Origin of the sequence: Psychrobacillus psychrotolerans (genome assembly GCF_900115805.1) — a bacterium.
Taxonomy (GTDB): Bacteria; Bacillota; Bacilli; order Bacillales_A; family Planococcaceae; genus Psychrobacillus; species Psychrobacillus psychrotolerans.
Genome location: NZ_FOXU01000004.1, coordinates 16,963 through 43,495, shown reverse-complemented (window position 1 = coordinate 43,495; position 26,533 = coordinate 16,963). Strand labels below are relative to the sequence as shown.

The 26,533-nt window shown below is 36.5% G+C and carries 18 protein-coding genes; 2 read left to right on the top strand and 16 right to left on the bottom strand.

The annotated features are described in order from the left end of the window. Positions 1 to 9 precede the first annotated feature (9 nt). The 7 genes from BM260_RS09500 to BM260_RS09470 all read right to left on the bottom strand — a co-directional run bounded on the left by BM260_RS09500 (position 10) and on the right by BM260_RS09470 (position 8,259). On the bottom strand, positions 10 to 846 hold the full coding sequence (locus BM260_RS09500; RefSeq protein WP_093537116.1) for an HpcH/HpaI aldolase/citrate lyase family protein: 837 nt from the start codon (positions 844 to 846) through the stop codon (positions 10 to 12). A gap of 131 nt (positions 847 to 977) precedes the next feature. Then, positions 978 to 2,165 carry a CaiB/BaiF CoA transferase family protein gene (locus tag BM260_RS09495; protein WP_093537115.1) on the bottom strand — a complete coding sequence of 396 codons (1,188 nt, stop codon included), beginning with the start codon at positions 2,163 to 2,165 and terminating at the stop codon, positions 978 to 980. Between the two features lie 10 nt (positions 2,166 to 2,175). Further along, positions 2,176 to 2,691: a MaoC family dehydratase gene (locus BM260_RS09490; RefSeq protein WP_093537114.1), complete on the bottom strand. Its 516-nt coding sequence runs from the start codon at positions 2,689 to 2,691 to the stop codon at positions 2,176 to 2,178. Positions 2,692 to 2,746: 55 nt separating this feature from the next. Then, positions 2,747 to 3,907: an acyl-CoA dehydrogenase family protein gene (locus BM260_RS09485; RefSeq protein WP_093537113.1), complete on the bottom strand. Its 1,161-nt coding sequence runs from the start codon at positions 3,905 to 3,907 to the stop codon at positions 2,747 to 2,749. Next, positions 3,904 to 5,295 carry an MmgE/PrpD family protein gene (locus BM260_RS09480; protein ID WP_093537112.1) on the bottom strand — a complete coding sequence of 464 codons (1,392 nt, stop codon included), beginning with the start codon at positions 5,293 to 5,295 and terminating at the stop codon, positions 3,904 to 3,906. The genes BM260_RS09485 and BM260_RS09480 overlap by 4 nt, the downstream gene beginning before the upstream one ends. A 279-nt stretch (positions 5,296 to 5,574) precedes the next feature. Beyond that, on the bottom strand, positions 5,575 to 6,909 hold the full coding sequence (gene rpoN, locus BM260_RS09475) for an RNA polymerase factor sigma-54 (protein WP_093537111.1): 1,335 nt from the start codon (positions 6,907 to 6,909) through the stop codon (positions 5,575 to 5,577). A gap of 285 nt (positions 6,910 to 7,194) precedes the next feature. Continuing rightward, positions 7,195 to 8,259: an SGNH/GDSL hydrolase family protein gene (locus BM260_RS09470; RefSeq protein ID WP_175496252.1), complete on the bottom strand. Its 1,065-nt coding sequence runs from the start codon at positions 8,257 to 8,259 to the stop codon at positions 7,195 to 7,197. Positions 8,260 to 8,631: 372 nt separating this feature from the next. Here BM260_RS09470 and BM260_RS09465 point away from each other — a divergent pair, with 372 nt between their 5' ends. Then, positions 8,632 to 10,203, top strand: a complete 1,572-nt coding sequence (locus tag BM260_RS09465; RefSeq protein ID WP_093537109.1) for an NlpC/P60 family protein — start codon at positions 8,632 to 8,634, stop codon at positions 10,201 to 10,203. A 70-nt stretch (positions 10,204 to 10,273) separates the two neighbouring features. Here the strand turns inward: BM260_RS09465 and BM260_RS09460 are convergent, their stop codons facing one another. Then, entirely contained in the window at positions 10,274 to 10,690 is a 417-nt protein-coding gene (locus BM260_RS09460; RefSeq protein WP_093537108.1) for a hypothetical protein, read from the bottom strand. A 176-nt stretch (positions 10,691 to 10,866) separates the two neighbouring features. On the opposite strand from BM260_RS09460, the gene BM260_RS09455 reads away from it, so the two are divergent. Beyond that, positions 10,867 to 12,540, top strand: a complete 1,674-nt coding sequence (locus BM260_RS09455; RefSeq protein WP_093537107.1) for a glucosaminidase domain-containing protein — start codon at positions 10,867 to 10,869, stop codon at positions 12,538 to 12,540. Positions 12,541 to 12,671: 131 nt separating this feature from the next. Here the strand turns inward: BM260_RS09455 and BM260_RS09445 are convergent, their stop codons facing one another. The 8 genes from BM260_RS09445 to BM260_RS09410 all read right to left on the bottom strand — a co-directional run bounded on the left by BM260_RS09445 (position 12,672) and on the right by BM260_RS09410 (position 26,301). Continuing rightward, positions 12,672 to 17,930 carry a S8 family serine peptidase gene (locus tag BM260_RS09445; protein WP_407691710.1) on the bottom strand — a complete coding sequence of 1,753 codons (5,259 nt, stop codon included), beginning with the start codon at positions 17,928 to 17,930 and terminating at the stop codon, positions 12,672 to 12,674. Positions 17,931 to 18,211: 281 nt separating this feature from the next. Beyond that, entirely contained in the window at positions 18,212 to 19,498 is a 1,287-nt protein-coding gene (locus tag BM260_RS09440) for a DUF2628 domain-containing protein (protein ID WP_245762696.1), read from the bottom strand. 381 nt (positions 19,499 to 19,879) lie between these two features. Then, complete coding sequence (locus tag BM260_RS09435) at positions 19,880 to 20,875, bottom strand: ABC transporter ATP-binding protein (protein WP_093537104.1); 996 nt, start codon at positions 20,873 to 20,875, stop codon at positions 19,880 to 19,882. Continuing rightward, complete coding sequence (locus BM260_RS09430; RefSeq protein WP_093537103.1) at positions 20,872 to 21,858, bottom strand: ABC transporter ATP-binding protein; 987 nt, start codon at positions 21,856 to 21,858, stop codon at positions 20,872 to 20,874. Before BM260_RS09430 ends, BM260_RS09435 begins: the two co-directional genes overlap by 4 nt. A gap of 38 nt (positions 21,859 to 21,896) precedes the next feature. After that, positions 21,897 to 22,790 carry a serine hydrolase gene (locus tag BM260_RS09425; protein ID WP_093537102.1) on the bottom strand — a complete coding sequence of 298 codons (894 nt, stop codon included), beginning with the start codon at positions 22,788 to 22,790 and terminating at the stop codon, positions 21,897 to 21,899. Positions 22,791 to 22,808: 18 nt separating this feature from the next. After that, entirely contained in the window at positions 22,809 to 23,714 is a 906-nt protein-coding gene (locus BM260_RS09420) for an ABC transporter permease (protein WP_093537101.1), read from the bottom strand. Positions 23,715 to 23,758: 44 nt separating this feature from the next. Beyond that, a complete protein-coding gene (locus BM260_RS09415; RefSeq protein ID WP_093537100.1) occupies positions 23,759 to 24,679 on the bottom strand; it encodes an ABC transporter permease in 921 nt (306 codons plus the stop codon). 47 nt (positions 24,680 to 24,726) lie between these two features. After that, positions 24,727 to 26,301 (bottom strand): ABC transporter substrate-binding protein, encoded by a 1,575-nt coding sequence (locus BM260_RS09410; protein ID WP_093537099.1) that lies wholly within the window; start codon positions 26,299 to 26,301, stop codon positions 24,727 to 24,729. Between the last annotated feature and the right edge of the window lie 232 nt (positions 26,302 to 26,533).

The window sequence follows — 26,533 nt, the reverse complement described above, 5'->3', positions numbered from 1 at the left end:
ACTAAATTATTATATAACTGGCACTTCATTTGTACCCTCAATCCTTTTAGCTAATAAATATATAGGTAGATCAATTAATTTACCGTCTAATTGAATTGCTCCTTGATGGGTATTACTCTCATATAATTCTATTACTTTTTTACTCCAAATAATTTGTTCCTCAGATGGTTTATAAACTTCTTGGACTAGTTCAATATGCTTTGGATGAATAATGAGCTTTCCAAAGAAGCCCACTTCTTTTCCAATATTTGCGTCAACCAAGAATGCTTGGTCGTTTTGAAGGATGGGGAATACAGCATCGATCGGTGGAGATAAACCGAGTGCACGTGAGGCAACCGTCAAAACACTCATTGCATATCTGCGTTCTTCCCCTTTCTCTGTCCATTCAACACCTAAATCAAGAGCATAATCGACAGAACCAAAGGCTGCTTTTTTTATCTTTGAACTTGCTGTAACGATATCTTGAAAATAAAAAACACCTTTTGCTGTTTCTATAAGTGGAATTAGTTCTTGCCCTTCAGCTAGATACTCTGAAACAACTTCAATACTTTCTTTATCCTCACTTTTGGGAAGCATAATCCCTGTAACTACTGGAATAGAGGTAATCGCTACTAAATCATCTATGCACCATTCTGTTTGAAACGAATTAATACGGACATAAACTTTCTGTTTTCCCTTTACTAATCCAGACTTTAATATTTCTACGACCTGTTCTCGTGCAGTGTATTTATCGACAGGTAATACGGCATCTTCTAAATCAATAATCACAGCATCGGATTTAGATTCTAAGCCCTTTTGCAGCTTTTTTAAACTATTTCCAGGTATAAACAAATATGAAACTACCATAAAAACCTCCTTTTTAAAAAGTGCTGTTCAAAAAGTATCACTTCTTGAACAGCGCTAGTTTTTCCAAAATGAAATGAATCTTTCCGGAACTTTTAACAAGCTATTTAAAGGTGTAGCTTTTTAAACCCCTCTTAAATAATCTGCAAGTCTTGCAGTTTTGCAACTTTTTCAGGACTATAATTTAAAATTTTACTAAACACGTCCTCATTATCTTTACCTAGTGAGGGAGCTTCAGTGTAAGTTTCAGTATGCGTTGATACTTTAATCGGTGTGCCAATCATTTTTACAGGACCGAAGTTAGTGGTCTCAACATCTACGATCATATTCCGTTCGAAAACTAATGGTTGTTTTAACGCTTCGCTTATTGTGTTGACTGGAGCAATTGGTACTTTACCTTTTAAAATATCTAACCATTCTGTTGTGGTCTTTTGCTTGAATATTTCCGATAATATTGTGAGTAATTGATCCTTATTATTTAGGCGTGCTTGAAAGTCCTTATATTCAACTGCATGTGCAAGCTCAGGGCGCCCAATTTCCTCACATAGTATCTTGTAAAATTTTTCTTTATTACACATAATAATCATGTAGCCATCTGAAGTCGAAAATTGTTGTGATGGTACAAGTGTTGGATGTGCAGAATTTGCTGTGCGCTCAGGTTCATACTCCTTATTTAAATGCCAGATGGCAATATAATTTAGGACAGATAATGAAGTGTCAAACAAACTCACATCAATATCTGACCCTACCCCATGGATACGCGCTTGAAAAATTCCAACCATCAAACCAAGGGCTGCCATCATTCCAGTGGAAAAGTCAATCATTGATATCCCATATTTTGAAGGTGGTGACCCAGGTTCACCTGTCAAACTCATATGCCCATTCATCGCTTGAAGCAAATAGTCATAAGCGGGTTCACTTGCCATTGAACCTGTAGTACCAAAGCCAGACAATGAACAGGTTACAATACGTGGATTAATATGTTTTAAATCTTCATATTTAATCTTAAGTTTTGCTGGAACATCACCACGTAAGTTGTTAAATACTGCATCAGATTCTCGAACTAAATCCTCAAAAATTTGTCTTCCTTCTTCACTCTTTAAATCAATAGTTACACTTTTATTATTTCTATTAAGACTTTGGAAAAAAAGACTGTCATTATTCTTTGCATACGGAATTACAAATCGTGAAACATCCCCCTTAGTACCGGGATCCTCAATTTTTATTATTTCGGCACCTAAATCTGCTAAATGCAGTAGACTATAAGGACCTGCCCCATACTGAGAAACTGCAATAATTCGGATTCCCTCTAATGGTTTCATGAAGAACACCTCATATCTTGGCTTCTTCTATTTTTGGTGTATGTGTGTATGGACGATTCGCAAATTCACGTTTAGGAATTAGCAATTTGCGACGATAGGTCATTACAACTTCTTCTCGCTGATTTGTAACTTTTGTTTCAACATAAACAATTCCTCGATCATTTTTACTCTTAGATTCACGCTTTTCTAGTATCTCTGTATGTGCATACAGAGTGTCACCTCTAAACGTAGGGTTTACATGCTTTATATTTTCATATTCTAGCATTGCGATTGCAGCACCACTAATATCATTTACTGTCATACCTACTGCCACAGAGAATACTAATGTACCATTTACTAAGTTTTGTTTAAATTGTGACTGAGAAGCGTAATGAGAATCAATGTGTAAAGGATGTTGGTTTAAAGCTAATAAACTAAACATCATATCGTCTGATTCAGTAATTGTGCGTCCAGGCCAATGGTGAATTATATCTCCTTCCACAAAATCTTCATAAACTCTTCCAAATGGAGTATAAATATCTGCCATAATTAAAACCTCTCCTTTTTTTAATAATTGTTATACATTTTGTTTTTAAGGCAAGTTAAATTTTGTACTTTTTTACTAACCCTTTACTGATAATAATACGCTGCATCTCATTTGTTCCTTCTCCAATTAGTAATAGAGGAGAATCACGATAATACCGTTCAATATTAAATTCTTTTGTATAGCCATAACCGCCGTGAATCCTCATAGCTTCACCGGAAAGTTCATAGGCTACTTCTGTTGCAAACAATTTTGCCATTCCAGCCTCTAAATCACATCGTTCGCCTGAAGCGAGTTTTGTTGCAGCGCTTAGAGTTAATAATCGGGCTGCTTCCAGTTTCGTACCCATTTCACCAAGTTTTAGTTGAATTGCTTGATGTTCACAAATTGGTACGCCAAAGGTTTTACGTTCTTGAGCATATTTGATGGAATCTTCAAACGCCGCTCTCGCAAGTCCCAACCCTCGGGCAGCAACATTTACACGACCAAGTTCAAGTCCTCCGAGTACTTGTTTGAATCCCTTCCCTTCCACTCCACCTAGTAATTGATTTGCAGGCACCTTAAAGTTTTCAAACGTTAGTTCACATGTTTTAACACCTTTGTATCCTAATTTATCTATATCTTTTTGAACGAGAAAACCTGGTTCCCCTTTTTGGATAATCAATAAGCTAATCCCTTTATAACGAGGTTCTGTTTGTGTATCCGTTTTCACCGCCAAGATAAATGTATTACCGTAACGGGCATTAGTAATCCACATTTTCGAACCATTAACTACGTAATGGTCACCCTCTAAATCTGCTCTAGTAGATAAGTTCTGTACGTCTGTTCCTGCATCAGCTTCAGACAAAGCAAGTCCACCACGGAACTCTCCGGTGGCAAAACGAGGAAGAAAATGTCTTTTTTGTTCTTCTGTACCGTATTTTTCTACAATGAATGCCATTATTAAATGACTATTTAATATTCCAGCAATACTCATCCAATGACGTGTAATTTCTTCGATAACTAAAGCGTATGTTACAAAATCTACTCCATAACCACCATATTCTTCTGGAATTGTTAAACCAAAAAATCCAAGTTCTTTCATTTTTTCAACTATATCATGCGGATATTCATCCGCATGCTCTAATTTTTGTGCAACAGGTGCAATTTCTTTCTTACAAAAATCTCTTACCATCGCTAATACTTGTTCTTGCTCAAGCTTTAAAGTGAATAATGTCATACATTAACGCCCCCCTTAAATAGTTGTGATATTTCATTAATAGTCGACATCTTTTCTAAATTGCGAACCGCTTCTACCAATTGTTGTTGTTCGTTATAATTAAAAATTGGCTTTGAGACATAGTTAAATTTCTCAATTAGTTCCTCCCAAGTTAGTGGGTTTTCTGGATCACCTTTAGGGAACTCTACTTCTTTTTCTATTCTTTCTGAGATTGTCTCGATAATAACTCTTGCAGGCCATTTTTGAGGAAATTCTTTATCTAATTCAGGATCATGATGACAAAATACTTTTGACATCATCTCTCTAACTTCGGGTTCTTGTGTTATTTCATCCGTATACTGCTCTAAAAGTGTATTTCTATAAACGACAGCAACGGCTGCACCAAAATGCATACTAAACTGTGCATCAACAGAAGACTGAGGACTTCGTTTTTCTATTTCAGGATGGCAAACAATTGGCATTGCTGTTTTAACTAAGTGAATGTCAATTTTCTTAATATCTTTCGCTTGTATGTTATTCTCCTTTACATAGTTTAAAATAATATCTAATGGACCTTGCTTATAGCGACAACATGCGTGCGGCTTAATACTAGTTTTTAAGATTGCATTCGATTCATTTGAATATGTACCAATCGAATATTTTGTTGGATCAAAATCTGAAGAATAGGATTGTGCAAATCCTTTATCTCCCTCTAAAATTGACTCAGGTCCTGTAAATCCGTTTTTTGCCAATTCACAAGCTATTATTCCATTATGAGCTGCCCACCCCGGATGCAAGCGTTTTGTCCAAGATCCTGTATTTAAAAACTCCATTGAAGCTGCCGCTTGGCTTCCTGCTATTCCAAATGCGTTTACTAATTGTTCTTCAGTTAAATCCATCAGTTTTCCAGCAGTTGCTACTGCAGCGAAGGCCCCCACTACACCTGTTGGATGAAACCCGCGAGCATAAATATTAATTGGATTTAAAGCTTTTCCAAGTTGTCCCATTACCTCATAACCAGCAACAGATGCGGTAATTACTTCCTGCCCCGATTTACCAAGTTCCTCTCCTACTGCAAATGCTGTTGGAAACACTACTACAGCTGGGTGTAATGAAGCATCATTAATTACATCATCTAATTCTAAACTATGTGCTGCTGCACCATTTGCTAATGCCGCGTAATGTGGCTGGATAGACAAGCTTCCTTGCCCTACTACAGTCGATTTCCCCTCTTTGGCTAATCCTGCAATTGTAAATAGAATAGATTCACTAGATTCAAAAGTATTGCCTCGTGAAGATAATCCCACATAATCTAACGCAAGGTACTTTGTACGATCTACTACCTCTTCGCTTATTTGGTCATACGATAGACCAATCACCATTTTTGCTAATTGTTTAGTAATTGTCATCTTCAAACCCTCCTTTTTTTACTTTCACTTATTACTTAGCAACTCCCATGCCAAACATGTAATAAATGTTAACTTGCTTTGTAAAAGCTTATAGACAAATTGATTTCTCTTAAACTACTTATAAATTTAAATAGTTGAAATGTTTCATTCGTTTCATTTGTTTCATTCGTTTCAACTGTTTCAATTGATTCATATATTCCGGTTTCCTGATTTTTACACTTTATGATTTTTTATGATACAAAAAAACTGTTTCAGAAGTTTAAAACTTCTGAAACAGTTTCAGTTATTTACATATAAGCGTTTTGATGAACTTAAAATATTCAATTCTTCTCGGTATTTAGCCACAGTACGTCGAGAAATTTGAATACCTTCTTCTAATAAAATATCTGTGATTTCCTGGTCTGCAAGTCTCCTATTTGGTTTCTCGCTATTAATTAACTCTTTAATACGACGCTTTACATAGCTTACTGAGTCCATTTTGCCCGAACTATTTACTAAACCTTTTGTAAATAGTGATTGCAAAGCATAAGTACCATGTGATGTGAGTATATATTTACCTCTGATAGTACGGCTAACAGTAGATTCATGAACACCAAGAATTTGCGAAACATCCTTCAAACGCATAGGTTTAATTTCCTGCATCCCTTTTTCAAAAAAATCTTGCTGTATTTCAAGTAATACCCGAAGTAATCCATATATCGTCTTATCTCGCTGCTCTATTCCTTGAATTAATAAAAGTGCATCCTTTAAACAGTCTTGATAATACTTTTTACAAGTTGGATCGGATTCTAATAAATCTACATATGTTTTACTTATTGAAACTTCTGGTAAATATTTGCGATTTAAGTGAATCAACCATTGGTCGTGTCTTTTTATAACCTCTGCATCAGGCATTATATATTGTACAGGATTGAACATGTCTCCCAAAATCGGCACTGGATTTAAATTTCTTATATACTTTATGGTTTCTTGTGTTTCTTTGATTGAAATTTTATATTTTTTGCTTAAAACTTTGATTGAAAGTGTAGCAATATTCTCAAGATCGTTCTTCACAAAATCTATAGCAAGTGGTGGGGCGGTTAAATCTCGGTCAATCTGAATGAGTAAATAATCCTTTGAACTCCTTGCACCAACTCCAAGTGGTTCAAACGTTTGCAATAAGTCTAAAATGACTTCCACATGTTCACATGTGGTTTCAAACTTTTCGGAGACCTCATCTAGATCTACGTCTAAAAATAACCGATCATCTAAGCTAAAAATTAAATATTTTAAAATACTTAGATCTATTTTAGATAAATTTTGATGTAATGGAATCTGTTCCAATAAATACGGCTCGATACCATCTTTTTGCGCAAGTTTTGTTTGTAATGAATCGTACTTTTCGCCAAGGATACTACTTCTATTATTTGAAAAAACCGATGCTAACTGGATCACATCTTTATAACTTTTCTGAAACTTAGAGTCCTCTACATGTAAAAGTGGATTATCATTTGCTTTTTCATAAATATATCTTTCCAACTCTGCCCCTGAATACTGTAAAACTTCAAGGTGTTGTATTAGCTCCGTAGTTAAGGCTAATTTGAGTTGTTGGGAAACTTCTAAAGAAACGTGCATTATAACTCACCCCCTCTTATTAAACATCATAACACTATTTCTCTACTGATCCGCACAATATTATGAATAATTATTTTATTGAGATAGATGTATTGATTTTCTACATAAGTACGTTTTCAGCAGATTGTTATGTTGTGTCCATGTAGGATATTTTTACCTGTATTGTTCTAGAAACTTAATGGTATGTTCTTTTTAAGTTAGAATTCTAAGTGATGACCTAGTAACCACAATCGAGACAGTAAGACGAACCAATTAAGAATGGGTTAAATCATTGCTAATATTTATTTATTTTACTTGAAATTTCATTAATACGGTTGTTTTTAATGGGCCTCCTAGAGAATCTTTTAAATCTTTCGTTATCATTAATTCATAACTACCTGGTTTGTATCCTTGCTTTGGTGCCGAAATTAGAACCTGCTTCGGGTCCGTAGAAGATACCTTTATCGAAACAGGAATACGTAATGTCCCGTCCTTTACAACGAAAATTCCATTATCTACACTCTTTGGGTTAACAACTTTGTTTAAGTTGATCGTCCAAGTTTTGTTTGAAGCTACTGGCTCGGATTTTTCAATAATTTGACCCCATTTATCGGGAATGCTAGGAAGCGGTTTGTTTACAGGAATAGAGAAATTAGCAAAAAACTGATCTGCTAGCACTTGATACCCCGCCATATTTGGGTGAATATCTGCTGGATTTTCTAAATAAGCAATTCCATTTTTATCAAACATTTGTGCAACTTCAACGAAATGAACACCTTCTCGTTTAGCTAAAGTAGCAAGTTGATCGTTTGCAATGCTAAAAGCAAGTTGCACTTTTTGCTTCAAAGCTACATCTTGAATATGTGGTAATGGGAAATAATAACCATATAAATACACATCTGCATCAGGATTGAGCGTTTTTATCTGCTTTATAGCAGTGGCTAAATTCCCTGATACGGTTTCGAGAAGAGCAGTTGCTTTAGGAAGATCGATTTGAATACTTCCATTTACAGGATTATAGAACTCGTCGATAAAATCATTGGCTCCGCTTATGATCGTCACAAGTTCTGCTTGTTTTAGAAATTTCTGCACGTCTGTTCTATTTACCGTTTCTACCAATCCAGCACTAGTTTGACCAGAAGCGGCAAACTCTTTTGTATACGAACCTAGTACTTTTTCTTTTGCTAAAACCTCACTTATGATATCCGTGAATCCCCGGTTAACTGCTACTCCATAAGGGGTATGCCCTGAAGCCAATGAATCCCCTAACGCTACATAGTCAATTTTAGTAGTCTCCGCATACACTGACGGAGAATAAATACTAAAGACAGTAAAAGTTACAACTAGTATACAAGCCCATATTTTGCGCAATATGGATCCCCCCCTTTAGATTTATTTTGAACGAAAAAGTATATGAATTTGTTTTACTAATTATGACTACCCTTTTATTTTTTAAAGAAAAAGTGATATTATCAATTTTTTCCGTGTTATTTCTATTTATATTACATTAAAGTATCAGCTCTAACAACGGTATTTTGATAATTCTTAATTGTTTGTTACAAAGAGACAAAGGAGAATTGAACTATTATAGAGAATTACCATAATTAGTGTGCAGGAGTGAGACTTATGCTGTTTGGTATAAATCGTCATGTATATGCATTTCATATGAGGTAGGTATATAGAAAGATAAAGGGGCTGAGAATTCTGAGAAGATTCACCGTAATTATAGTAGTATTTACGCTTATGTTTTTATCTGTTAGTAATGTGAGTGCCGCTCCTTTATTCAAAGATGTTGGAGATGATTATTTTGCTAAAGCGGAGTTAGACTTTTTAGCTTCTAAAGGCATTTTAGTAGGTGATCCGTCGAAAGACTTTGGGTTATCACAAGAACTTAAAAGACTAGAGGCTGCAGAAATGCTTGTAAAAGCACTAGGATTGGAGGTTAAGGCACAATCCGATTTGGTCATTTCCGATGTTCCAAGGAATCATGCAAGTTTCCCTGTAATCGCTGCAATTGTAGAAAAGGGAATTATTAAATTGGACGAGAATGGTGCTTTTAATCCAAATGCATCCTTTTCAAGAGGCGAAGGTGCCGTGTTCCTAGTTCGGGGGTTCAATTTAACGGGCACTACTAAAACTCCTTTTGTCGATGTGTTGCCTGAATATTGGGTTTCTGAATTTATTCATGTATTACAAGCAAATAGTATCGCTACTGGATATCCAGACAATACTTTTAAACCATTAGTCAATATTACAAAAGAAGATTTTGCTATTTTACTTGCCCGTGTTTTGAATCCAGCTTTTCGAAAAGTAATAACACCAGTACCAGTGCCTACGCCGCCAGTACCTACTCCTGCTCCAACACCTACACCTGTTCCCGTTGCTTCCTGTGAGAAACCAGGTAAGGTAAAAAAGACGTTTGTGAATGTACAAGTAACGTCACTTTGGCATAAACCAAATATTAATAGACCAGTAGATAAAGCTTCTATTACCACTCCTGTTAATATTACAAAGTGGACGAAAAGTATGAATCTGACCCAAAAATGGTGGCTCGTGGACAAAACCGATACGCAAGCACTATTCGGTGATGAAGTCGCCACCTTAAAAAAGAGCGGTAAATGGACTAGAATTGCTGTTAAAGATCAGTATGTCCCCTATCAAAAAGAAGGATATCCTGGATGGGTCCCATCATCACATATAGTAGAAACAACTACAGATACTTCTGAATGTCCTATCGCCATTGTAAATGCAAAATCTACTAATCTATACCAAGATACGAATAAGAAAAAAGTTTATATCCCGATCAGTTACACGACTATTCTTCCGGTAGTGAAAGAAGAAGGTGAATGGTTGCATGTAATGACTCCAGCAAATGGCATTAAATACTTAGCAAAGAAAGATGCGAAAGTTTATAAAAATTACGCAGCAGTACCAAAGCCATCTCAAAAAGATATCGTCAATAGCGCTAAACAGTTCTTAGACCTTCCATACTTATGGGCAGGTACTTCTGCTTATGGCTTCGACTGCTCAGGTATCATTTACTCCGTGTACAAAAATCATGGAATACTCATACCGCGCGACTCCTTTTATCAAGCAACAAAAGGCACATCCGTTTCCAAGAAAAACTTACAGCCTGGTGATCTAGTATTTTTCGCAGGTAATGGAGGAAAAGGAAAAGTGTATCATGTCGGGTTATTTGTAGGGGACGGCAAAATGCTCCATGCTCCACATGCCTCTTCGAAGGTCAAAATAGAATCAATGAATGCAGGAAATTATAAGAGGAATTACGCAGGTGCAAAAAGGTATTTGAAATAACGAAAATCCCGCTTTCCTAGTTGGAAAGCGGGATTTTTGTACTTGAATTGAATTGTGTGCTACACAGGGACTACTGGATATCAATTACTTCCAAAGCCGGTGGATCCACTGGAGTTGTGATGATTGGTTTTGGAGTTACAAGTGCTAGTTTTCTTTTAGAAGGTGTTTCGTATTTTACTTTTGCTGTGTTTTTTTGAACGAAGCTACTTCCGCCTACACCGTATAATCCGTTATGTTGGCCTTTATAGCTGTATACGCGATATTCGTCCCCTTTTTTCAGCATACGAACGGTAGATAATGTTCCATTGCTTTCCATTTTCACAAGTGGAGTGTCTGCTAAAATTGTTACTTTTCCAATTTGTCCAAGCTTCAGCTCAGTTTTTCCCCACATTACTTTCGTTGTTGCCTGTGAATTAATCGGAATTGCGATTAATAGTCCGAAACAAACTAAAATTGGCAATGCTTTTTTCAATGCTTTTATTAACATTTTATTACCTCCTTCTTTTATGGATGTTTCATTAGTTCCTATTGTAATGGAGTTCAGCAGAATTTAAAAGGTCCCTGTGTAAGATACAATTCTGAATTGTATTTTACACAGGGACATTTAGTCTATAAGCTGATAGTATAGTAGGGTGATTATTATTAAAAAAGGAGGGAAATAAGTTGATTCAAAAAGTAAATTTAAGGAATAATTTTTTTGTAGGTATTTTAGTATTTTGTATGCTATTAATACTACCATCCCTATCGAGCGCAGCTAGTTTTGAGACTTCTGTAAATGTAAAACCCGATAAAACTTGGACTATAACGTTCAATAAGGCAGTTGATGCTAGTAGTGTCCACGCTAATTCGGTTTATGTGTTGGACCAATTTGGGGTAAAGCAAAACGGGCCACTTACTGTCGCTTCGGATCGTAAAAGCGTCCAAGTTGCTGCTCCAACTGAGGGGTATACTTACGCAGCAACGTATACACTTCATATTACAAATAGTGTGACGGATGAAGATGGTAAACCCCTCGCTACATACAATCAAAAACAATTTACAATTGAGACACCCGGTACATACGATGTCGTCAATATTGCAACCAATGGAACTACTAGTGTAGTAAAATCGTACGCTACTTATGAGATTGCTTTAACCAACTTAAAGCCAGGTCAGGCCATCCAGTATAAGGATTCCCTTATCAAAATGTCTCGTGGAATGGTCGTTACGAAAGCTAATGGAGCTAATGTATTAACGAATGTTTATTCAGACAAGCAACTAACCAAAGCATTTACTTATGTAACTGCAAATACAGATCTACTATATATTGACTCTACAGATGCCTATGTGGAGGTAAATGTCGCTGGTAAGAACATGTTTATTAAACATGAGAATAGTAATCTTATTCCGGAGAGTGCGTTGACAGGTAGATCATATTATTCTGCAGCTAATGGTCAACTAGTGCATTCTATTTATTCCACAAGCAGTAAAACATACTCTTCCTATCAAATTGGAGCTGCACCCGCTTTTATGATTCCCGGTCAGACATACTATAGTGTGGATGGTGTTCATTTTACAAATACATCGGGTCAAGAAGTAGGGACAAGCTATCCTTATTTTGAATACTTATCCGCACGAAGCAAAACGAATTATACAGCGGAAGAAATCGACACTTATATAATGACCATGCTTCAAAAGCTAGAAAGCGAAAACCCAAATAATATATTATATCAACAGGCAACTCAAAAAAGTAAGCTTATTGGTCTAGGTTCTTATCTTAAACAATTAGAAGAATCGCAGCATATCAATGCATTATTCATCCTTGCACTAGCTCAGCATGAAAGTGCATACGGTTTAAGTAATAGAGCGCAAGAATACAATAACCTTTTTGGTCTTTATGTTACAGACAACAATCCTTTAGCCAAATATTTTACAACAGTGGAACAAAATATTGATGAGCTAGTAAATGCATTTTTAAACAAAAATTATCTTCGTCCGAACGCCGGTTATGCGAATGGTGCAGTTTTTGGCAACAAAGCAATCGGGATCAACGTTAAATATGCATCTGACCCATACTGGGGAGCAAAAGCTGCCGGCCATATGTATCGTATCGATCAAATGATGGGTGGACGAGATTCTCTAACTCCCTACAAACTTGGCATCACCAACACATCTGGTCTAAACGTTCGTACAGGTCCTGGCACTAATTTTACAGCTGCCTATCGATATACAAATAGTGGAATGCCAATCACGATATTAGATGATAATCTACCAGAATCTGAGTGGATTAAAGTTCTTTCGGATTCGGTGGACTACACGGAATTGTATATTCATCGTGATTATGTTGATGGAATTTAGTAGTTCCCTGTGTAAGATACAATTCTGAATTGTATCTTACACAGGGACAAAAAAATAAGCCCACACCTCTGTTATTTAAGAGGCGTGGGCTTTTCGTTAACTATCAGAATTGTTTGCTACACAGGGACAGTTTACGCAGGTACTGGAATCGCTTCTGTACCCGGAGTGAATGATTCCGGACTTGGTACTACAGTTTCTGAACCTGGCACGATTGATCTGATGCTTGCTTCTGTGATATTTACGTTTAGTGTGAGTTCATTTTTACCGTATTTTACGGTAATTGTTGTATTTCCTGCTTTTTTGGCTCTTACTAAACCACTGTTCACTGTGATTAATGCTTTATCGCCTGGAGTATATTTTGCCGCTGCTGTTACATCTCTTTCAGTCGCTGTGCCATCTGGTGTTGTTGTTACTTCTTTAATCGCTATGCGTACTTCTTTTCCAGCTTCTAACTCGATTTGTGTGTTATCTGCAACCAATGTTACTTCAGATGCAGCAACATTTACGTTTACCGTTAGATTATTTTCACCGTAGCTAACATTGATCGTTGTAGTTCCGGCATTTTTTGCTCTGACTAAACCATTCGTTACAGTTGCCACAGAATTATCCGCTACTTTGTATTTTGCAGAAGAGGTAACATTTTTTTCTGTTGTTTTTCCGTCTACTGTTGTTGTGATTTCCTTAATAGTCAGTTGCGCTTCTTTACCTGGTTCCAAATCAATTTGTGATATGTCTGTAAACAGCGTCACTTCTGGTTTGGTTACCGTCACATTTACAGTTATTTCATTTTTACCGTATTTCACAGTGATCGTTGTGCTTCCCGCACCTTTGGCTTTCACTAGACCATCCGTTACAGTAGCTATTGCTTTATCTGCCACTTTATATGTTGCAGCAGTTGTCACGTTTCGTTCGCTTGTTTTCCCATCTGCAGTTGTTGTTACTTCCACAATTTTTAATTGGGATTCTTTGCCTGATTCCAAACTAATATCTGGTTTGTTTACCGTAAGTGTCACTTGTGGTTCTGCCACTGTGACATTTATAGTAACTTCATTTTTACCGTATTTAGCGGTAATTGTTGTGCTTCCTACACCTTTTGCTGTTATTAAACCTTTATTTACAGTTGCAACTTTATTGTTTCCAGATTTATATGTTGCAAGACTTGTGATGTCCGTTTGTTTCGTTTTTCCATCTGCTGAAGTGATTACTTCTTTAATAGTCAGTTGGGCTTCTTTTCCTGGTTCTAAATTAATTTCAGTTTTATTTGCAGTTATAGTCACTATCGGCTCTGTAACTATCACATTTATAGTTACTTCCTGTTTACCATACTTAGCGGTAATAGTAGTTTCCCCTGCCTTTACTGCCGTTATTAAGCCATTGCTTACAGTGGCAATTTTACTGTTCGTCACTTTATACGTTGCAGCTTTTGTTACGTCTACTTTCTTTTCTTTGCCATCTGCAGTTGTTGTTACTTCCACTATTTTCAGTTGGGCTTCTTTTCCAATTTCCAAATCAACTTGCGTTTTGTTTGCCGTTAGTGTCACGCCCGGTTCAGTGACTGTTGCATTTACAGTTAACTCATTTTTACCGTATTTAATTGTAATGACTGTAGTCCCTGCATTTTTAGCTGTTACTAAACCATTTTTTACTGAAACTACTTTATTGTCTGATACTGAATATTTGGCAGCACTTGTTACGTCTGTCTTTTTCGTTTTACCGTCTGCTGTTGTTGTTACTTCTGTTATTTTCAGTTGCGCTTCTTTTCCTTTTTGTAGGTCAATTTGTGTTTTATTTGCCGTTAAAGTTACCTCTGGTTCTGTAACGGTCACATTCACAGTTAGCTCGTTTTTACCGTATTTAACAGTGATTGCTGTGCTTCCTGCATTTTTTGCTATGACTAAACCATCTTTTACGCTAGCAACTTTGTTGTCTGCTACTTTATATGTTGCGGCTTTGGTTACATCTTTGCGTTTTGTTTTTCCATCTGCTGTTGTGGTTACTTCTGTTATTTTCAGTTGTGCTTCTTCTTTTGGTTCCAAATCAATCTGTGTTTTGTTAGCAGTTAAAGTGACCCCTGGTACAATAACTACTGGATCTTTTACCGTCACATTTACTGTCACTTCATTTTTACCATGTGTAATTGTAATTGTAGTAGAACCTTTTCCAACCGCGGTTACTAATCCATTTGCAACTTTTACAATACTTTCATCTGCTACTACATACTTAGCGTCTGAAGTTACATTTTTAGTAGTTGCATCCCCTTCTACAGGCGTAGATGTTTCTGTTACAGTCAGTTGAGATGTTTCTCCAGCTGTTAAATCTAGCTTCGTTGGGTTTACTGAAAGTGATAGAACTGGCTCTGGGACTTCCACTACTTTTTCATAAATTAATGCTTCGCCAACATTTCCAGCAGCATCATTAATAATTACTTTTACTGAATCTGTGTCAGCCGTTACTGGGAATGTAAAGCTACCATCTTGGTTCAAATTAAAGGCAACCGCTGCTTTTGCAACTCCATTTACAGTTGGAATATAGGAAGCTTTTAATTTTTCATTTAAGTTGTAGTCTAAGCCGTATAAATATAATTCTTCATTGTAATCGATATATTTGTCTGTTACTTGACCAGTTGCCACTCCGTCTTTCACAGAACCACTAACTACTGGTTTTGTAGTTTTTACTACAATCGGTCCTACATAATCTTGGACAACTCCTGAAGCTGCAACGCCAGTAAAGTCAACTGTATATAGACCATCTGGAATCGTTGTTGCAGGTGCAGTACCCCATGGTTTGTACTGTCCGGCAACATTCAGGGTATAAGATCCTTTTGCTAGTGCTGCACCTGAATGTAAGTAACCAATATAGCCATCCCCGTATTCCCCACCTTCAGGATTCATAATATCCCAAAGTTCAATATAGTTAGTAGTTACGTCACCAGTTAGTGTAAATGATAGAACTGCAGTATCTTTAACTCCATCCCCATTAAATGACAAGTCTGTAGTTGAGATTTTGAAGTCTTTCAATTGTGTTGCCTCTGCTCCACCAAAATCTGCTGCAAATGGCAAGGAAACTTCTGAAGCCCCACCATTAATATGGATATATCCTAGTATTTCAGAACCGTTTGGTGCAGTTGCTTTAGAAGCAGTTAACGTAACTTTTAATATTTGCTCTCCAGCAAGATTGAATGTCGGTTTGTCTATCGTCACTTTTGCATCACCAAATGACTTGGTAACATCTACTGAGACGTTATAGTTTCCACCTTTACCAGCAATATCTTTTACTAAAATCTCTTTTGTTACGGAAATATTACCTTCTTTAAGTGATTGTGGACCGAAAGTAACTGTCCCTTTTAAGTTTTCTACTACTGCTCCAGTAGCATCTCGTACTGCAGTATCTTTTGCATATGCAAGAATTTCTGGGTGAGCTGCAGCATACGCATCTACACGGCCTGCACCTTGAGCGAATACATCATACTTCTTTGTATCCAAGATTTTAGCCGTATTGGAAAGCGCTACTTTTACATCAAAAGCATTCCAAGAAGGATTTGCTTGTTTTACAAGTGCAGCAATACCTGCAATATGTGGTGTTGCCATAGAAGTTCCTGTTTTACGATCATATGCTTCCCCGTAAACTGCATCAGGGAAATCTTTTTTGTACATTGGAATAGTAGACATAATATTTGTTCCAGGTGCACTTACATCTGGTTTAATATCAAAGTTTGGTGTAGAAGGTCCACGTGAACTGGAGTCATTTACATCATCTCCAACAGTATTCGTGGAAGCAAATTTACCAAAGCTAACTTTTCCTGTTCCACCTGCCAATGCAGCACGAATTGCCACTCCATCAGTCAAAGACATATCATAAGTTGGAATGAAGGCAAATGAATCGCCAAGGAATGTGCCTGAAGCATTTGGTGTATTCGATCCCGCAGTAGAATTATGAATAATCGTAGCAACTGCTCCATTTGCTTTTGCATTTGCAATTTTATCGACAAATGCGATAGAACCACGTGCAATCAATGCTACTTTCCCTTTCACATCAATTCCTTCAAAATCTTTTACTTCTCCAAGGCCAGGTACTGCTACTAAGTCAAACTCACCTTGAAGTTGTGTTGCTAAATCTTTTCCAAAAGTTGTACCCATTAACTGAAGTTGTTTCGTTAAGTTATAGTCTCCAACTGAAACTTTTACTTCTCCGTTATGCATCGTTTCGGGATTTGTTGTGTTACCCACTCCAATCCCTAAACGTGCAGTAGCCGGAGTTCCCATCGTGCCACGGTTTGGACCATCATTACCTGTTGCGACAACTCCGATAGTCCCAGCCATCATGGCATTATTTATAGCAAATGATCCTGCATCCGTTTCAGAGTTTGCTCCTCCGCCAAGTGAAAGGTTGATAACGTCCATTTTTTCAATTACCGCTGTATCTATTGCTTTTACTATACCTGAAGTTGAGCCACTACCATATGCTCCCAGTACACGATATGCATAAAGATCTACTTTAGGTGCAATCCCTTTAATGCCATATTCGTTTGCGCCGATTGCTGCAATTGTGCCAGCAACATGTGTACCATGTGATGTATAAAATGAACTTCCCGTTGTATTAAATTCAGGTGTTCCTGCTGGACGTTCAGAAGGTAATGTCTCCGAAGCATCATCTTCTGTACGTGTTTTTGTATAAGTGGATGAATTTGGAATGAAGTTCTTTCCACCTTTATAAATGCCTGCGAATTCTGGATGATCTGCATCAATACCTGTATCAAGTACCGCTACTTTAACCCCTTGTCCCTCAATTCCTTCATTCCAAAGCTTTTCAATTCCTAAGAAAGAGATACTTGTATTCATCTTTGCATCTACTTTAGGAGTTTTAATAATTGTAGAAGGTTTTGTTGGTTTCGTTTTTTGTGGTTCCTCCGACGCATAAACAATTGTGTCCGGTTCCACTAATGTTACTCCTTGAACGGTTAGTAGTTTTGGAATATCACTTGCTTTAACTGTTGCTGCGAAACCGTTCAACACTGTATCAAAGGCATAACCTTGTTTAATCGTAATATTTTTTATAGATAATTCCTTTTTCACAGATGTTTGTTGTGCCTTTACTTTAGTTCTCACTTGTTTTTCTTGAGTAGCTGAGAATGCTTTTCCTTTTAATTCGCTTATTCCTTTTTCAAGAGCTACTGGTTTTTCAGATAAATGAATGATAACTGCAACATCTTGGTTACCCGTTTGGTCTTGTAAGTCTTTGTGTAATTTTGGCCCACCATCTAATACATTTAACTGTTCTGCTATAGCTGATTTTAACTGTATCGTACTTTCGCTTGGTGTATTTTGCTTGAATGGCTTTACAGCTGAGTTTGCAGAAGCAGTCATAGCCGGGCTAAGCATCGTTAAGACCATAGCTAGTACCATTAAGATGCTAAATAACTTACTTGATAAGTTTTTCTTCAATACAAATTTCCCCTTTTCCAAAGCGTGATTTAGTTGACGAGCCTAACTATAAATTTTGCTACATACCGCTAATGCTTTTTTATAAAAACCGCTTCCTTCCTATGAAAATAGTTAGTTATAAAGTCGCTATCATGATGTAATATCATTTCTACTATATGTGCTAGTCTTGGTGGCTATGACATGTCCACGCAAAAAAGGTCCCTGTGTAAGATACAATTCGGAATTGTATCTTACACAGGGACAATCCAAGGATTCACTATTAAAGACTTATCAAATACGTAATTATATTCGCTTGTGATTATCTCATATGGAGTAAACTTCTCTACAGAACCATTTAAGGTGGTAACCTTTGCTAATCCGTCTGGTGTGAATTCGTACATTTCCGTTCCTATTATACGGGCACCGGTCTCAAAGAAAATCTCCATCCAACCATCTTGGTTAATATCATAAAAGTAAAGAATTGGCGCATTCTCTGCAGAAAGTGTTAGTGGCGTTATTTCAAGTCCATCAAATTCTACTACTATTTCTACATTTTCATTTAAGTAACTGCTACCTCCTATTGCCCCACCCCTAAAAGAAATTGTTTCTAAGATTCCATCATTATTTACGTCGATTTTATCCTCAATAAAAAAATCAAACATGCTAGGTGCTTTTAATGTAGGAATATAGGAAGAATAATTAGGGATAGTCTCAGCATTTGATACTAGGGATTGATCTTCGGCCAAATACTTTATGGACTCTACTTCACTGTCAAAAAACTTCCACTCTTCTTTTTGAGGTTTCAGTGTATGGATGAATATGGACTCGTTATCTCGGAAGTTTTCTCCTTCTACAAGAGTTGTTATTTGAGTTACACGTACTTTGACTTCTTGTTCTGAAATTGATAAAAACTCAAAATCCCTAAGTTCATATGCTAAGTCAAAATCCTCAAATATGTCACTTAGCATTTTTTTTATTTCCGCAAAAGTTGTTTGCTCAGCATGTGTATACACCTTAGACATATACTCATCCATATTCTCGTTTTCAAGTGCTAGTATATTACCTTCAAGCACTTGAATAATCTCGGATTCAATATTTGAATCTAGCTCTAATTCTGTTACTTGGTTTATAGATGGGACAAATTTGAGCATGGTCATTACTATTAGTAAAGAAATTCCTACCAATACGAAAGATCCCAAAGCACCTTTCCAACTAGTTCCACCTTGCAACTGAATTTCGTTTTTTAATAACTCTACATCACTAATATTACTTTCTGACATTTCACGAATTCTTTTTAATGCATGGCGACGATAAAAATTATTACCGGTAATTCCAACAGTAAATGAAACAGCAAACTTCATCACTGCATTAAAAATAACCTCGTCTATTCCTAATACAGTAACTAAGAGGTTTATTACTATAATAACTCCTACAATCGAGAATATTGGCTTATACATTTTTCTATAACCAAACCAAAAAAGTGGAAAGAAAAAAGCTACCCAGTTCCACGTATTTAAACCTTTTGACCATCTTCGTATGTAATAGTGTTGCTTTTTTTCACCTATAAATAATCTAAGTAATTCATTATCAATGTCAGGTTTAGGTTTAGGTTTAGGTTTAGGTTTAGGTTTAGGTTTAGGTTTAGGTTTAGGTTTAGGTTTAGGTTTAGGTTTAGTTCTACTCCTCTTCTTGTTAGAAGTAGATTCTACCGCTTCGCTTTTTGCTTCAATCCCTTTACCACATATTGAGCAAAACTTTGCTCCATTATCTATTCTTGAACCACATGAAGCACAAAACAGTTATATTCCTCCTATAATTCTTTTACCCCTCCCATATCATATGCTGTTGTATTTTCGGTATTCCCTAAAAGGTCCCTGTGTAAGATACAATTCAGAATTGTATCTTACACAGGGACGAAATCAATTAAAATCTCTCTTATATTCATTATCATACATATGGCAATTCACAAACCTACCTGAACTTACTTCAATTTCACGTGGCGCTACACTTTCACATACATTTTTTTTAAATCTGCACCGTGTGTGAAATGAACATCCAGTTGGTGGATTGGAGGCACTCGGAACATCGCCTGTTAAAATAATTCGGTTCTTTTTTATATCGGGATCGAGTGAAGGAACTGCAGACATAAGTGCCTGTGTATAAGGATGCAGGGGTTTTTGAAATAATTGTCTTTTATCGGATAACTCTACAATTTTCCCTAAATACATAACCCCTATTCTATCGCTTACATGTTTAACAACACTCAAGTCATGTGCAATGAAAATATAGGTTAATCCCAATGTTTCTTTTAAATCTTGAAATAAATTTAATACCTGTGCTTGTACTGATACATCTAACGCGGAAACTGGTTCATCCGCAATAATTAATGAGGGGTTTACTGCTATAGCCCTTGCTATTCCAATTCGCTGCCTTTGTCCACCACTAAACTCATGTGGGTAGCGCCCAATATGGGTATGACTCAAGCCAACTTTTAATAGCAAATTCTCGACCTTCTTTTTTCTTTCTTTAGCACTTTGTCCTAGCTGATGTGTTGAAAGTGCTTCGCCTAGAATAGCTCCTACAGTCATTTTAGGATTAAGTGAAGCGTAGGGATCTTGAAAAACGATTTGCATTTTGCTTCGTAGTTTCCTTAAATTTGTCTGATCTAAGGTTGTGACTTCACGACCTTCGAACACAATCGAACCCTCTGTTGGTTCAATTAAACGAAGAATACTTCTTCCCATTGTTGATTTCCCGCATCCGCTTTCCCCTACTATTCCAAGCGTTTCTCCTTTATTTACATGAAAGCTTATACCGTCAACGGCCCTTATAGAGTGACTTCCTTTATTAAATAGTTTCTTCTTTACAGGAAAGTGTGTTTTTAAATCCTTCACACTAAGCAATGGCTGATTCATACAATTCCTCCTTGCTCGTCATACAACCAGCATCTAACGTATTGAGATTCATGTTTAAATAGAGGTGGGTTTTCCTCATGACATTTTGCATGAGCATGTTGGCAGCGGGCTCGAAACGGACATCCCGATTTAATCACTCCTAGATTTGGTACGTTACCATCAATGGGAGTTAATCTCGACTCATTTTCACTATCGATATTAGGAACAGAATTTAACAAACCAATCGTATAAGGATGCTTTGGTTGTTTAAAAAGAGTTCGTACATCTGCCTGCTCCACAATTTGCCCATAGTACATGACAATCACTCTATCAGCCATCTCTGAAATTACACCTAAATCATGGGTAATTAATAAGATTGCAGTATTATATTCTTCCTGCAATATATTCATTAAATCCAATATTTGCGCTTGTATAGTTACATCGAGTGCCGTGGTTGGTTCGTCTGCAATAAGCAGTTTGGGATTACAAGCCATAGCCATCGCAATCATTACTCTCTGCCTCATTCCTCCGGATAACTGATGAGGATAGTCATTCACTATACTTTCTGCACGAGGAATTCCAACTTTTTTCAGTATTTCGATAGTTTTTTCTATACTATTTGTTTTATTTGCAAATCCGTGCAAATGAAGAACCTCTCCAATTTGCTTCCCAATTTTATGCACCGGATTTAAGGAAGTCATAGGCTCTTGGAAGATCATTGATATTTTATTTCCCCGGATAGATTGCATCTCTTTTTCGGAAAATAAGTTTATATCCTCCCCTTCAAATACGGTTTTTCCTTCTGTAAAGCTTGCATTCTTCTCGATTAGTCGCATGATAGAAAGGGCCGTTACACTCTTTCCACACCCTGACTCACCAACCAACCCTACTGTCTCTCCCTCATTAATATGAAAGGACAGATCCTTAACTGCTGAGATTGTACCTGCTTCATCATCTTTGAAGGAAATTTGAAAATTCTCTATTTTTAATAATTCAGATGTCAATGATCTACCTCCTCACATAGTAGATGCAACCAGTCCGTTTACTCCGCTTTCATAAAATGTTGATAGGCTATTTCAGCGATTCGAGCAATTGGTTCATCTCCCTTGTACTCCAATGAGTTGCCAACAGAGTATACAGTAATGACGAATTCTCCTTTATTATCAGGTAGATAAACGATGCCCGTATCATTGAACATTGTTCCTAGGCTACCTGTTTTGTTTGCCACTTTTTTATTTCTTGGAAGTAAACCCCCGATACGCTGTTGAAAATGCTGTTTAAATAGAATTTCACGAATTTCTCTTGAACATTCTTCCGATACGATATCTCCTAAAGCAATTTTTTCTAATAATAGACTCATATCTTTGGCAGAACTTACATTGTTTTCTGTACTTTCCTGAAAAACTATACTATTCCAATCATACTCGCCATCTATCAGACGTCTTATAATTTCATCAAAGAGTTTTAAACTATACGGCTGTGAGGGGATACCCGCACTTAAACTGAGAAGATCCCAAATAGTATGCTTCGTGTATATATTACTTAAGCCAAGTTGATGCATCTTTTCCTCTACTTGATGCGTTCCACCAAGGATACTCAGTACTTTATCGGCAGCTAAATTATCACTCACAATAATCATCATAGTAGCTAAATCTTTTATTGTAGGCTCTATTCCATACTCCATTTCTTGGAATACTCCTGAGCCCGGTACATAATCTTCTTCTACTAACTTTATACGTTGTTGCAAATCTATTTCACCTTTATAAACTTTTTCATATAAAGTAACTAAAATAGGGACCTTTACTACACTAGCCATTTGGAAAAGTTGATGCTCTTTGATATTTACTTCCTCGTTCGTCCCTAAGTGTTTAATATATATGCCAAATGTAGCGTCTACGGTATCAATATATGACTCTATTTTCTGTTGTAAATTCATCCGAAAACACCCCTATGCTTATTTTGATTTAGGATCTAAAGCGTCCCTTAATCCATCTCCCAATAAATTAAACCCTAAGACTACCAACATAATGGCAAGTCCAGGAAACAGTGTCATCCACCACGCTTGGCTTAAGAATGACTTCCCTACATAGACAAGTGCACCCCATTCTGGATTCGGAGGTTGTGCACCTAATCCTAGAAAACTTAGGGAGGCAGCAGATAATATAGAACCACCAAATTCTAACGTTGCTAATATAATGATTGGGGAAATGACGTTAGGTAAAATATGTCTTCCTATTATCTTCCAATTTTTCACTCCGAGTGCTCTGGCAGCTTCTATATACTCTGTTTCTCGTATTGACAACACAGCACCTCTTACTACACGAACAAATGATGGCACTGCAGAAATAGCTACTGCTATCATTGCATTTGTTAAGCCTACTCCTAAAACAGCAACAATTGCTATCGCCATAAGTAATGAAGGGAACGTCATTAAGATGTCTATAAACTGCATGATATATATATCAAGTTTGCGGTAATATCCAGCAATTACCCCTAAAACTACTCCAATCGTACCCGAAATAGTAACTGCGAATAGCCCCATAAGTAAAGAAACTCTGCCACCATGAAGCATTCTAGTCCAAATATCCCTACCGAATTCATCCGTACCTAACCAATGTTCTAGGCTTGGACCTTGTAAACTATCATCAAAATTCATTTCGTTTACCGGATATGGTGCAATAATTGGTGCTAAAGCCGAAGTTATGATGAAAAAAAGTAATATAACTGAACCAATGATTGCTCCTTTATTTTTCTTTATTTTATTAAAAAAATTGTTCGAAAATAAGTTTGTTTTAGATTGAGTATCTATAGGATCAGGATCAACAAATGAAAGATTATTTTTTTCAATTGACTTCAGCATATTCTCTCCTCTCAAACGACCGCAATACAATAAATCTTGGTTGGTTATTCGTATTGAATACGAGGATCTAATTTTGTATATAAGAGATCTACCACAAAATTTACAATAATTATCATTGCAGCCATAAATAGCAGCAAGCCTTGAACCGTTGGAATGTCTCTAGTAGAAATCGCCGAAACTATTAAACTGCCAAGACCAGGAAGTGCAAAAACTGTCTCCGTAACGACTGCACCCGCCATTAAGTATCCAAATTGCATTCCGATTAGGGTTACAACAGGTATTAAAGCGTTTTGTAAACTATGTCTGAAAATTAAACGATATACCCCTGCTCCTTTTGCTTTTGCAGTTCGGATATAATCTTGTTTAATAACATCTAGCATACTGGATCTAGTCATCCTTGCTATACTACCTGCCGTACCTAACCCTAAAGTAATGGAAGGAAGAACGAGCGAGTAAAATCCGTTATACCCGGAAATCGGGAAGATATTTAATTGATAAGAAAATAAGAGAATTAAGAACAAAGCGATCCAAAATCCAGGAGCAGAAATTCCAACTAAAGCAAGAAGCATTGCTAGCTGGTCGTATATCGTATTTTTTTTAACCGCAGCTATAACACCAATAACAATTCCTGTTATCGATCCAAAAACCATGCTAAACAATGCTAATTGTGCAGTAATTGGAATCCTATTTAATATCTCTTCTACTACTGTATAACCTGTAATATAAGAAGTACCAAGGTCTCCTTGAATGGCATTCAACATATAGGAAAAATATTGGACGGGAATAGAACGGTCTAACCCTAATCTAATTTCTAATTCCCTAATGGATTCTTCTGTAGCAAAATCTCCTAGAATATGATTGATAGGATTTCCAGGTATTAAATGAATAATCATGAAGACTAGCACGGATACTCCAAGTATAGTTATCATCATTGTGAATATTCTTTTGACTAAATAGGATGACAAGCAAACGCCCCCATTCCATGTGATTTAGATATTTCTAATCTAAATCCTTATTCCTTTACTTTCACACTAGTCCACTCTATTGAACCTTCAATTGGATGTATTTCAAAGCTCTCGAAATTGCGGATGGCAGTAATATTTTCTTTCACATAGAGCGGCACAAACGGAGACTCTTCCACTAACATTTCCTGTGCTTTTTCATATAGCTTCAAACGAGCTTCTTGATCCATCTCGATCGCACCTTTTTCCAAAATGCTATATATTTTTTCATTTTCATAGTGTAATCTTTTGGATTTATCTTTTCCGAAAAGTAAGAAATTCAATACATCTGCATCAGGCCAACCGAAGCTCCAAAGTAGCATTTCATGTGCTCCATTAGGCGTTTGTTCGATGATTGTTGCAGCCTCTTTGACAGAGATGGTTATTTTAATACCTATTTCCATCAACTGACTTTGTATTACTTGAGCAGCTCTCTGATTGGCTGGATCATCATCGACCCATAAGTCTACTGAAAATTCCTCACCATCTTTCATCACAACTCCATCTTTATTTATATCTTTCCATCCTGCTTCAGACAAAAGCTTTTTCGCAGCACCCGTATCCCTCGTATATTTGTCGGTAGCCATTGTTTCTATTTTCTCACTGTAACCAAATGCAGCTTTTGGTAATGGGCCAAATACTGCTTGTGCCTCACCATTTAATGTATTGTCAATAATGGAATCTCGATCAATGGCAAGTGCAATTGCTTGTCTTACATTCACATCTTGGAAAATAGGAAGCTTATTATTCCAGCCCAAGTAACTTAAAACATCTCCAGGGACTCTCTTAATCGTTACTTCTGAATCTTTCTCAAGATCTTCAATATATTGATAAGGAACATTTAACAAAACATCCACATTCCCTTTTTTGAACTCCAAAATTCTTGTCTCTTCATCCGGAATAAACCTAAATTTCACGCTATCAAATCCAGGTTTTTGACCTTTCCAATCAAAATCCTTATAAGGCTCATAAACCAGTGAATCTCCTCTATTAATTTCTTTTAGTTTTAGCGGGCCAGACCCACTAGGATTTTTCTCAAATCCCTCTCCTTTATCGTCCAAGACAGAAACATCAAGTGGCGCTAAAAATGGAGTCGTTGCATTGATAAAAAATGGTGCAAACTGATTTTTCCACTTTATTTTAAAAGAGAATTCACTTAAAACCTCTATGTTGTCTATTTCCCCAGCATTTGTACTAAAAGGAGATGATGCTACTAATCTTTCAAAAGAAAGTTTAACAGCTTCTGCATTTACTGGTTTTCCCGAATGGAATACTGCATTTTCCTTTAGATTGAAAATTACTTCCTTCCCATCACCTACCACTTCGTAATCTGTAATTAGATTCGGAATAATATTCCCGTCATTATCTAGTTTTAATAAAGTATCGTACAAAGGAATATTTGCTTCCCCAGTAGATGAAGTTCTATGAATATCCACAGAGTCCGGCTCAGAAACTAAACCAACAATGACTTCTCGATTACTTCCCTCTTTAGAATTGCTATCAGATTTATTCCACCAATTACACCCCGATAAGACTAACGCGAGAATAAGCAACATTGTAAAAAATACAAATGACCTTCTTTTCATGAATTCATGCCCCCCGTTATTTTATTTAAATGTCTAGAATTACCTAATTTCAAAGAAACCTTACAAACCTAGTTTGTAGAAGATAGAATTTTGGATTACAAACAATATATTCGTTATTCTCGAAAGTTATGTACCCAATACTTAACTAATTTATAATAATAACTTTCTCAAGCTTTTATAGAACTAAATTTATTCACCTCAATAAAAAAGACTCTTAGATAAAGGTCCCTGT

Bases quoted from the DNA above. Each gene is read 5' to 3' on its own strand.
- BM260_RS09420 (WP_093537101.1), bottom strand. From the start codon at position 23,714: ATGCTGAAGTCAATTGAAAAAAATAATCTTTCATTTGTTGATCCTGAT.
- BM260_RS09435 (WP_093537104.1), bottom strand. From the start codon at position 20,875: ATGAATCAGCCATTGCTTAGTGTGAAGGATTTAAAAACACACTTTCCT.
- BM260_RS09445 (WP_407691710.1), bottom strand. From the start codon at position 17,930: ATGGTCTTAACGATGCTTAGCCCGGCTATGACTGCTTCTGCAAACTCA.
- BM260_RS09410 (WP_093537099.1), bottom strand. From the start codon at position 26,301: ATGAAAAGAAGGTCATTTGTATTTTTTACAATGTTGCTTATTCTCGCG.
- BM260_RS09425 (WP_093537102.1), bottom strand. From the start codon at position 22,790: ATGAATTTACAACAGAAAATAGAGTCATATATTGATACCGTAGACGCT.
- BM260_RS09500 (WP_093537116.1), bottom strand. From the start codon at position 846: ATGGTAGTTTCATATTTGTTTATACCTGGAAATAGTTTAAAAAAGCTG.
- BM260_RS09495 (WP_093537115.1), bottom strand. From the start codon at position 2,165: ATGAAACCATTAGAGGGAATCCGAATTATTGCAGTTTCTCAGTATGGG.
- rpoN (WP_093537111.1), bottom strand. From the start codon at position 6,909: ATGCACGTTTCTTTAGAAGTTTCCCAACAACTCAAATTAGCCTTAACT.
- BM260_RS09465 (WP_093537109.1), top strand. From the start codon at position 8,632: ATGTTTTTATCTGTTAGTAATGTGAGTGCCGCTCCTTTATTCAAAGAT.
- BM260_RS09480 (WP_093537112.1), bottom strand. From the start codon at position 5,295: ATGACAATTACTAAACAATTAGCAAAAATGGTGATTGGTCTATCGTAT.
- BM260_RS09485 (WP_093537113.1), bottom strand. From the start codon at position 3,907: ATGACATTATTCACTTTAAAGCTTGAGCAAGAACAAGTATTAGCGATG.
- BM260_RS09460 (WP_093537108.1), bottom strand. From the start codon at position 10,690: ATGTTAATAAAAGCATTGAAAAAAGCATTGCCAATTTTAGTTTGTTTC.
- BM260_RS09490 (WP_093537114.1), bottom strand. From the start codon at position 2,691: ATGGCAGATATTTATACTCCATTTGGAAGAGTTTATGAAGATTTTGTG.